Here is a 9,344-nt window from a genome sequence, read left to right on the forward strand (position 1 = left end):
GCGCCTTCATGGCGGCGACGGTGCTGTCGCTCAGCCTGGCGTGGTGGCTCTACCGCAAGGTCCCGGTGATGCCGCTGGTCAGCGCCGTCATCGTGCTCGCCTTCGGCGGGCTGACGCTCTACCTGCAGGACGACACGTTCATCAAGCTCAAGCCGACGATCGTCTATACGATGTTCGCAATCCTGCTCATCGCCGGGCTCTTCGCGCGCAAGCCGGTGCTGGCGCTTCTATTCGGTCCGGTCTTCAATCTCACCGACGAAGGCTGGCGTAAGCTGACGCTGCGCTGGGCCGTGTTCTTCATCGCCATGGCGGTGCTCAACGAGTATGTGTGGCGGAACTATTCCACCGATACGTGGGTGAGCTTCAAAGCCTTCGGATTCCTGCCAATCACATTCTTATTCGCCATGGCTCAGGTCCCCCTGATGCAACGCCATGCGTGGCGGAAGACAAAACCTCCGACTAAAGTCGAAATTGTTAAGGTTGCCAACGGTCTACATGTTCCGTTCTACTTGTAGACAGCGCTGACGGCTCCGATATGGGGAGCGAAGCGTCCGATTGGTGCGCTTCTTGTCCCGCGCCTTGGCAAACCCCTTTGCAACCGGACGTTTGCCGATCGCGCTCACGAGTTGTAAAAGGAGCCTCGCAGCGCCCTCGACGGGGCCGGAGCGGCTCAAGATTGGCGGCGCTCAAATGATGGCAAAGGCTGGCAATTCCTTAAATCGCTCGGCGACCCACCTGTTGCATCGCGCGGGGCAACGCGCGGCGGATATCTATGCCGATGAGGTGCGGGGCGGCGGCTTGACGCCGAGGCAGTTCGCGGTGCTGACCGCCGTCTCCCAGCAGGAAGGGTTGACCCAGACCGATTTGGTGGAGCGCACCGGCATCGATCGTTCGACGCTTGCGGATATCGTAGCCAGGCTCCTCAGCCGCGGGCTGATCCAGCGCCGCCGGGCCAAGGATGACGGCCGGGCCTACGCCATCAAATTGAGCGGACAAGGGGCCAAGGCCCTGCGCGACGCTCAGCCGGCCGCGGCGGCGGCCGACACAAGGCTGCTTGCCAGCCTGCCGCCGGCGAAGCGGCAGGACTTCCTCGAATCCCTCAATCTGATCGTTGGCGAGAGCGACGACTAGCCGGACGGCGTCCCGGGCTCCGGCCGCAATAGTGGCAGGATCTCCGTGGTGATGGCCTCTTCGGTGAGAGGGCCGACATGGCGGTAAGCAATCTTGCCGTCGCCCGAGATCACATAGGTCTCCGGTACGCCATAGACGCCGAAGTCGATGGCGGTGCGGCCTGAGTTGTCGGTGCCCACTCGTGAGAACGGATTGCCGTAGCGGCCGAGAAAGCGCCGTGCCGAGGCGGGATCGTCCTTGTAGTTGATGGCGTAGATGCGGATGCCCGGCTCCGCGGCGAGCGCCATGAGCATGGGATGCTCCTCAAGGCAGGGCACACACCACGAGGCGAACACGTTGACGATGGTTGGTGCGCCGGTCGCGAGATCGGACGCGGCAAAGCCTTGCACCTCCTCGCCGCCATCGCTTTTCAGTCCCTCGAGAGGCGGCAGGACGAACTCCGGCACGGGCTTGCCGATCAGCGCCGACGGAAGTTTCGAAGGATCGCCGGTCTGCAGCGCGAACCAGAAGAGCCCGGCAAGTCCGGCGAAGATGGCGAAGGGCAGGATCACGCCCCAGCGGCCTCTCGGGGCCTCTCGTGGGACCGGGCCGCTCATGAAGGCGTCTTCCGTTTGCGAGGCCGGGGCGTCGTTTTGCGTTTGGCGGCCGGCTTCTTGGCGCTTGTGCGCGCCGTGCTCGGCGTCGGGGTCTGGCCGTGGGTTTTGCGGCGGAGCGCCGTTTGATGCCTTGGCGTTCGAGCGCGGCGAGTAAATTCCGCTGCTTGAGATCGTCGCCGACAGTGACCAGCACCAGCCCCGCGATGGCGACGGCGGTCACGCCATAGGCGGCGAGGATGAAGCTTGCGTGTGGGCCGAGGTCCAGCATGCGTTTGCTCTTAAGCCTCGGCCATCGCAGCGCGCGCGACTTGCGTCTGCTGCAGAGCGCGCACGCGGCGGCGCAGGATCTCGGCACGCATGGCGATGAGATGCAACAGCACGAACAGCGCCGTGAACGCCGCCGCCATGACGAAGAGGGGCGTGAGCAGCGAAGGATCGATGGTCGGCCCGCCGGGGCGGAACACGCTCGCCGGCTGATGCAGGGTGTTCCACCAATCGACCGAGAACTTGATGATCGGCACATTGATGACGCCGACCAGCGCCAGGATGGCGGCGGCGCGGCCCGCGCGGCCCGGCTCCTCGATAGCCTGCCACAGGGCGATCAGGCCGAGATAGAGCAGGAACAGCACGAGCATGGAGGTGAGCCGTGCGTCCCACACCCAGTAGGTGCCCCACATGGGCTTGCCCCACAGCGAGCCGGTGACAAGCGCGATGAAAGTGAAGGTGGCGCCGATGGGCGCCGCGGTCTTGGCGGCGACGTCGGCCAGCGGGTGCCGCCAGATCAGCGTGCCGAGTGCGGCGATGGCGATCAGCGAATAGCCGAACAGTGCGAGCCAGGCGGCGGGCACATGAATGAACATGATGCGCACCGTCTCGCCCTGCTGATAGTCGGGCGGCGCCACAAAAAATGAGAGATAGAGCCCCGTTCCGAGCAGGATGACGACCACTGCCGTGAGCCAAGGCACGACGGCGCCGACGAGGCTCAGAAAGCGCGTGGGGTTGGCGAGGCTAATCATGGGGGCTGATCTAGTGGCTTTGGCTTAGAAGCGCAAATGAGGCCTATCGCAGCGCGTTGCGGAGCGCCGCCGCGGCCGCGAAGGGGGCGAGGACAATGCTGGCGAGACTTAGGGCGCACAGAATGAGGAGAGGCTGCCACAGGGAATTGGGGCCCGAGACATAGGGAGTGACCGACGAAACCCCGAAAATCAGGATCGGGACGTAGAGCGGCACCACGAGCAGTGCGAGCAAAAGCCCGCTCCGGCGCAGACCCAGGGTCAAGCTCGCGCCGATGCCGGCGATAAAGCTTACGGCAGGCGTGCCGGCCAGCATCGCGAGCGCGAGTGATGGAAATGCACTTAAGGGAAGGTTCAGCAAGAGGCCGAGAACCGGGGCGAGCAACACGAGGGGAATGCCGGTTGCGACCCAATGGGCGAGGCATTTGGCCCCGGCGACGACAGGGAGCGGCAGCGGCCCGGTCGCGATCACGTCAAGCGTGCCGTCCTCGTAGTCGCTTTCGAAGATGCGGCCCGCGGATAGCAAGGCCGCGAGCAGGAGCCCCACCCATAAGATGCCGGGTGCGATGCGTGCGAGGAGGTTGAGGTTCGGACCGAGCCCCAGCGGGATGATGACGATAACGATGAGATAAAAGCCGAGCGCCACACCGACAGCACCGCCTTCGCGCCAGCGAGCTTGACGTCGCGGATAAGGAGGGCGAGGGCCGCGCTCACGCGGCATGCTCCCGTCCAAGGGCGAGCTCTTGGGCGAACTTTGTCTTGAGCGGGACGTGGGTGGAGACGATCGCGATACCGCCCTGCTTCAAGTGACCGCGAATTGCTGCGTCGAGACGCTTCACCGAGGCTGCATCGAGCGACACCGAGGGCTCGTCCAGCAGCCAGATCGGGCGCGGGGCCGCGAACAGGCGCGACAGAGCGAGCTTTCGTTTCTGTCCCGCCGAGAGCAGTCCGGCGGAAATGTCGGCGAGCGGTGCAAGTCCGAAGGCGTCGAGCGCGCCATCCAGATCGCCGCCCTCCAGGAAATCGGCCCAAAAGGCGAGGTTCTCCCGCACACTCATGGCGGTCTTGGCGGCGTTCAGGTGGCCGACATAGTGGCAAAGCTCGGCAATGGGCGTGGCGGCTTCGGCGCCGGCGGCGGAAAATCGTCCCGACGCAAGGGGCAGGAACCCGGCAATTTGGCGCAACAGGCTGGTCTTGCCGGTGCCGTTCGGTCCACTCACCAGAAGCGCGCCGCCGGGCTCGAGAACAAAGTTCAAGCCCTCAAACAGCGTCCGTCCGCCCCGCTCACAGGCGATGTCGCGGGCCTCGAAGCTAATGGTGAAGGGCGGTGACATGGGGTTTTCTGCGCAAAGTTCAGGCAGGTGGGCGGGGCAACGGGCTTAGACGCGTCTCTTCGCGTCATTGTCTCGTTGCCGCAAGGGCTTTTATAGTGGGCCGAGAGCACCGCACCCAAAAGCCAAGAAAGCCTGGCGCGGCAAGGATGACCGCTTCTCGCGGACAATTGGCTGCGTCTTTGCATGCTCGATTTGCTGGGACCTGCCCCGTTTCGGGCTCTCGAAGGAGATTTCATTGACATCGGCGGTTTCGACCTCGCTCGACAGCTTCAAGTGCCGGCGCACGCTCAAAGTCGGCAAACGCGACTACGATTATTTCGATCTGAAGGAGGCTGAGAAGTCGGGGCTCGACGGCATCGGCCGCTTGCCCTTCTCGCTCAAGGTGCTGCTGGAGAACCTGCTCCGCCATGAGGACGGCCGCAGCGTCACCTCCGACGATATCCGCGCCATCGCCGACTGGCTCAAAGAAAAGCGCAGCGACAAGGAGATCGCTTTCCGGCCCGCGCGCGTGCTGATGCAGGACTTCACCGGCGTGCCCGCCGTAGTCGATCTCGCGGCCATGCGCGACGCGGTCACCGCGCTCGGCGGCGACCCGCATAAGATCAATCCGCTGGCGCCGGTCGATCTCGTCATCGATCATTCGGTGATGGTGGATGCGTTCGGCTCGGGCGCGGCGTTTCAGTTCACGTCGACAAGGAATATGAGCGGAATAGCGAGCGATACGCGTTCCTACGCTGGGGCGCGGGCGCGTTCGACAATTTCCGCGTGGTGCCGCCCGGAACCGGCATCTGTCACCAGGTCAATCTCGAATATCTCGCCCAGACCGTGTGGACCAAGAAGGAGAACGGGGAAGCCAAGCTCGCCTTCCCGGACACGTTGGTCGGCACGGACAGCCACACCACCATGGTCAACGGGCTCTCGGTGCTGGGCTGGGGCGTTGGCGGCATCGAGGCCGAGGCGGCCATGCTCGGCCAGCCGATTTCCATGCTGATCCCCGAAGTGATCGGCTTCCGGCTCACCGGCGAATTACGCGAAGGTGTCACCGCCACGGACCTGGTGCTCACGGTCACGGAGATGCTGCGGCGGAAGGGCGTGGTCGGCAAGTTCGTGGAGTTTTTCGGCGTGGGGCTCGACCATTTGCCGCTCGAGGACCGCGCGACCATCGCCAACATGGCGCCGGAATACGGCGCAACCTGCGGCTTCTTCCCCGTCGACAAGGAGACGCTCGCTTACTTGGAAGCAACCGCGCGCAAGGACTCGCGCATCGCCCTGGTCGAGGCCTATGCGAAGGCCCAAGGACTCTACCGCAAGGAGGCCACGCCCGATCCCGAGTTCACAGCCACGGTGTCGCTCGATCTGGGCGACGTGGTGCCGTCGATCGCCGGACCGAAGCGTCCGCAGGACCGGGTGCCGCTCGATCGCGCGGCGCCCGCCTTCGCCGAAGTGCTCGAGAAGGAATACGGCAAGGGCGCGGAAGCTAATAAGCGCGTGCCGGTGGCGGGAAAGAATTTCGATCTCGGTCACGGCGATGTGGTCATCGCGGCCATCACCTCGTGCACCAACACGTCGAACCCTTATGTGATGGTGGGTGCCGGCGTGCTGGCGCGCAACGCGATCGAAAAAGGTCTGACCGTGAAGCCGTGGGTGAAGACATCGCTCGCGCCGGGCTCGCAAGTCGTGACCGACTATCTCGAGAAGGCCGATCTCCAGGACGATCTCGATAAGCTCGGATTCAATCTGGTGGGCTATGGCTGCACCACCTGTATCGGCAATTCGGGGCCGTTGCCCGAGGAAATCTCGCACACCATCCACGAGCATGGCTTGGCCGTGGCATCGGTGCTGTCGGGGAACCGCAACTTCGAAGGCCGCGTCAATCACGACGTGAAGGCAAACTATCTGGCGTCGCCGCCGCTGGTGGTGGCGTATGCGCTCGCGGGATCCGTGACGGTCGATCTTGCGACGGAGCCGCTGGGCACGGGCAAGGACGGTCAGCCGGTCTACCTCAAAGACATTTGGCCATCGACCAAAGAGGTGGCCAAGCTCGTGCGCAAGGCCGTGAAGACGTCGATGTTCAAGGAGCGTTATGGCGACGTGTTCCGCGGCGACCCGGAATGGCAGGCGATCGAAGTCGCGGGCGGTCTCACCTATGGGTGGGACACGAAGTCGACCTACGTGCAAGAGCCGCCCTACTTCGCCGGCATGTCGACAGAGCCGGCGCCCGTGACCGATATCGAGGGTGCGCGCATTCTCGGGCTGTTCCACGATTCCATCACCACGGATCACATTTCACCGGCGGGCTCCATAAGGCAGGACAGTCCCGCGGGGCGATACCTGTCCGAGCACGGCGTCGCCGCGCACGATTTCAATTCCTACGGCTCGCGGCGCGGCAATCACGAAGTGATGATGCGCGGCACCTTCGCCAACACGCGCATCAAGAACCAGATGGTGCCCGGTGTGGAGGGAGGGGTGACCGTGCATTACCCGTCGGAAGAGCGTCTGGCGATCTACGACGCGGCGATGCGTTACGCAGACGAGGGCGTGCCGCTTGTGGTGTTCGCCGGTAAGGAATACGGCACCGGTTCGTCGCGCGATTGGGCAGCCAAGGGCACGCGCCTGCTTGGCGTGCGCGCCGTCATCGCGCAAAGCTTCGAACGCATCCATCGCTCCAACCTGATCGGCATGGGCGTGCTGCCGCTCGTTTTTGCCGAGGACATGTCATGGGAGAAGCTCGGGCTGACCGGCAGCGAGACGGTATCTCTGAAAGGTATGACCGAGATCAAGCCGGGGCAATGGGTCGAGGCGGATATCACCTATCCCGGCGGCGAGACGCGGAAGGTTTCGCTCCAGGTCCGGATCGACACGTTCGATGAGCTCGACTATTTCCGGAACGGCGGAATCCTGCACTACGTGCTCCGATCGCTCGCGAAAGAGGCGGCTTGAAGTCACTGAGTTGTGACCTTTTGCGAGGCTTTTTTGTCGGAAATTCAGCCGCGGTTCCGGCATGCTAGCGCCATGAGGCCAGCTACAGTCATCGCGCTTGGGGTCGGCGCTCTCTTCGCGGCCGCGTCCGGTCTGCTCGGCCTATCCGCATCGAGCCACGCCCAGCCGCCGAAGACGCCGGCGACGCCCATCCTGCTTGAACTCTTCACGAGCCAGGGCTGCTCGTCCTGCCCGCCGGCGGACGAGCTGCTTAACGCGTGGCGCGACAAGCCAGGCGTCATCACCCTGTCCTTCTCCGTTGATTATTGGAACTATCTCGGCTGGCACGACACGCTTTCGAGCCCCGAGAATAGCGAGCGTCAGCGCGACTATGCGCTCGCCCGTGGCGATGGCCGGGTCTACACGCCGCAGATGGTCGTGGACGGCATCACGCATGTGAACGGCGCCAACGAGGCGGCGATCGAAATGGCGATGCGCAACGCGGAACGACGCCTTAAGAACGTAAAGGTGCCAATCTCCATGCAGGCCGAAGGCAACAGCCTGGTTGTCGATATCGGTGCGGCGCCGGAGCTCCGACATGCGCGAGGCGACGGTGTGGCTCGCGGTGGCGAAGGACAAGGAGATCGTCGCCATTTCCCGCGGCGAGAATCGCGGCAAGGAAATCACCTACTCCCACCCGGTGCGAGAGCTCACGCGATCGGCATGTGGAAGGGCGAACAGATGACGCTGCGCCTGCCGCTGAATGAGCTTCAGACCATTGGCGGCGACTGTCTGGTGGCGATGCTGCAGGTCGAAGGCTCGGGCCCGATCCTCGGCGCCGCGGCGTACGAGCGCGAGTAGCCCCACCGCTCTTTCCCAAAACAAAAGGGCCGGCTTTCGCCGGCCCATTTGAGTGGCCTCTAAGAAGTGGGCCCGGTCCGAGAGAAGACCCCGGGGGGCTGGGGGGCTGAGATCCGAAGCCTCTCATATGGACCGGGCCGAGAGGCAACATCTGCAATCATACGAGATTTCTGGGCGTGCCCTTGACTGAACTGGGGCGGAACTGTGATTTATATTTCGTTTTGTTACACGCCGTGTAACGCGCTGTGCGGCTTGAATTTCTGCCGGCGGACGGTCATCATGAACGTTCCGTTACAGGAGGCGCGCGTTGAGCGAAACCGAGCCCATAGTCGTGCCGCTGGCCCGCAAGGCTGGCGGCGATCCGAGCCCTTCCGAGGGCGCTTCAAGGCGCGGCGCAATCTCTTTCGACCGCCGCGAACTCTCACAAATCCTCAATGTCTACGGCAGGAAGGTCGCGAACGGCGAATGGCGCGATTACGCCATCGACACGCTGCGCGAGAAGGCCGTGTTCTCCGTCTTTCGGCGCACATCCGAGATGCCGCTTTACCGCATCGAGAAGACCCCTAGGCTGGCGCGCCGTCAGGGCGCCTATAGCGTGATCGCGGCCACGGGGCTGATCCTGAAGCGCGGCCACGACCTGGCGCGGGTCTTACGCGCGCTCGACAAGGGCTTGCGGCTGGTCGAGGCGTAGGCGCCTGCCGAGGTCGGAATCCGGCAGAAACGGGTGGCAGATAAAGAAGAAGCCCCGGAGACGGGGGGGCTCGGGGCTTCTTCGGTTCCTTTTGGGGGGAACCTGTGATGGGGAGGGATGCCCATCACGGCTGACAGATAGGTTGTGCGGCGAGATTTTCAACCAGGGGCCCTCAGGCCCTTTGAAGCAGGATGAATCCAAAATAAAAGGCCCCGGCGGGATGCCGGGGCCTTTGCCGTTCCGTGGATGGCTTTTTGGCTCCTAGCGGCGATCGCCGAAGAGCTGAAGCAGCATCAAGAACAGGTTGATGAAGTCGAGATAGAGCCGCAACGCGCCCATCACCGCCTTGCGGCCGGACATGGTGCCGTCGTCTTGAGCGCTGTACATCTCCTTGATCTGCTGAGTGTCGTAGGCGGTCAGCCCGGCGAACACCAGAACGCCGATCACCGACACCGCGAACTGGAGCGCGGTCGAGCCAATGAACAGGTTCACCAGCGAGGCGATGATGATGCCGATCAGGCCCATGAACAGGAACGAGCCCCAACCCGACAGATCCTTGCTCGTGGTGTAGCCCCAAAGGCTCAGCGCACCGAACGCGGCGGCGCTGATGAAGACACCCGCGCAATGCTTTCGCCGGCATAGACGAGGAAGATCGAGGAGATCGAAGCGCCCATGAGCGCGGCGAACACCCAGAATGCGACCTGGGCCGCGCCCAGGCTCATTTTGCCGATGCGCATCGAGAGGTAGAACACCATGGCGAGCGGCGCGAAGATCACCACCCATTTGAAGGCGCTGGCGA

Annotated in this window: 7 protein-coding genes and 4 pseudogenes; 5 read left to right on the top strand and 6 right to left on the bottom strand. The window is 63.9% G+C overall.

Annotated elements, in window-relative coordinates; translation table 11 throughout:
* Together AUC71_RS04950 and AUC71_RS04955 are read left to right on the top strand one after the other, a co-directional pair.
* The coding region (locus AUC71_RS04950; RefSeq protein WP_069623371.1) for a septation protein A at positions 1-515 on the top strand (515 nt) is incomplete at its 5' end.
* A gap of 175 nt (positions 516-690) precedes the next feature.
* Positions 691-1,131 carry a MarR family winged helix-turn-helix transcriptional regulator gene (locus AUC71_RS04955; RefSeq protein WP_244500810.1) on the top strand — a complete coding sequence of 147 codons (441 nt, stop codon included), beginning with the start codon at positions 691-693 and terminating at the stop codon, positions 1,129-1,131.
* Here the strand turns inward: AUC71_RS04955 and AUC71_RS04960 are convergent.
* The 5 genes and pseudogenes from AUC71_RS04960 to ccmA form a co-directional block, all read right to left on the bottom strand.
* Positions 1,128-1,727 (bottom strand): DsbE family thiol:disulfide interchange protein, encoded by a 600-nt coding sequence (locus AUC71_RS04960; protein WP_069623372.1) that lies wholly within the window; start codon positions 1,725-1,727, stop codon positions 1,128-1,130. The genes AUC71_RS04955 and AUC71_RS04960 overlap by 4 nt on opposite strands.
* Before the next feature lie 139 nt (positions 1,728-1,866).
* A pseudogene (gene ccmD / locus AUC71_RS21800) lies at positions 1,867-1,995 on the bottom strand (heme exporter protein CcmD); the annotation flags it as partial.
* A 10-nt stretch (positions 1,996-2,005) separates the two neighbouring features.
* Positions 2,006-2,743: a heme ABC transporter permease gene (locus AUC71_RS04965; RefSeq protein WP_069623373.1), complete on the bottom strand. Its 738-nt coding sequence runs from the start codon at positions 2,741-2,743 to the stop codon at positions 2,006-2,008.
* 43 nt (positions 2,744-2,786) lie between these two features.
* Positions 2,787-3,454, bottom strand: a pseudogene (ccmB, locus tag AUC71_RS04970) (heme exporter protein CcmB).
* Complete coding sequence (gene ccmA / locus AUC71_RS04975; protein WP_069623374.1) at positions 3,451-4,074, bottom strand: heme ABC exporter ATP-binding protein CcmA; 624 nt, start codon at positions 4,072-4,074, stop codon at positions 3,451-3,453. Before ccmA ends, ccmB begins: the two are co-directional and overlap by 4 nt.
* 235 nt (positions 4,075-4,309) lie before the next feature.
* On the opposite strand from ccmA, the pseudogene acnA reads away from it, so the two are divergent.
* From acnA to AUC71_RS04990, 3 genes and pseudogenes are all read left to right on the top strand, one after another.
* Positions 4,310-7,014: pseudogene (gene acnA / locus AUC71_RS04980) on the top strand (aconitate hydratase AcnA).
* Positions 7,015-7,086: 72 nt separating this feature from the next.
* The gene (locus AUC71_RS04985; protein ID WP_083238095.1) at positions 7,087-7,854 is read left to right on the top strand and encodes a DUF1223 domain-containing protein; all 768 of its coding nucleotides are present in this window, start codon (positions 7,087-7,089) and stop codon (positions 7,852-7,854) included.
* A gap of 337 nt (positions 7,855-8,191) precedes the next feature.
* Positions 8,192-8,545 (top strand): DUF2794 domain-containing protein, encoded by a 354-nt coding sequence (locus AUC71_RS04990; protein WP_069623376.1) that lies wholly within the window; start codon positions 8,192-8,194, stop codon positions 8,543-8,545.
* 261 nt (positions 8,546-8,806) lie between these two features.
* Here the strand turns inward: AUC71_RS04990 and AUC71_RS04995 are convergent.
* A pseudogene (locus AUC71_RS04995) lies at positions 8,807-9,344 on the bottom strand (Bax inhibitor-1/YccA family protein); the annotation flags it as partial.

The organism is Methyloceanibacter marginalis (assembly GCF_001723295.1).
Taxonomy (GTDB): domain Bacteria; phylum Pseudomonadota; class Alphaproteobacteria; order Rhizobiales; family Methyloligellaceae; genus Methyloceanibacter; species Methyloceanibacter marginalis.